The 235-nt window shown below is 63.4% G+C and carries 1 pseudogene; it reads left to right on the top strand.

Features of this window, described 5'->3' with window-relative positions:
- Positions 1-235, top strand: a pseudogene (locus NVV99_RS27220) (long-chain-acyl-CoA synthetase); the annotation flags it as partial.

Below are 235 nucleotides of genomic sequence, written 5' to 3'. Positions count from 1 at the left end.
GATCACCTTGAAGGAGGGCGCCGAGCTCGAAGGAGCGGCGCTCGCGAAGTAGCTGCACGACGCGTTGCCGGACAACGCGGTTCCGCTGTTCGTCCGCATCGTCGACGCGCTCGAGTACACGACGACCTTCAAGAGCAGGAAGGTCGATCTGCGCAAGCAGTGCTACAGCGAGACCGGTGAGGACGATTTGTACGTCCTCGCGAGTCGCAGCGAGGGATCCCGGCCGAACTTCGAC

The organism is Rhodococcus sp. PAE-6, assembly GCF_025290685.1.
Taxonomy (GTDB): domain Bacteria; phylum Actinomycetota; class Actinomycetes; order Mycobacteriales; family Mycobacteriaceae; genus Rhodococcus; species Rhodococcus pyridinivorans.
This window is presented reverse-complemented; position numbering and strand designations above follow the sequence as displayed.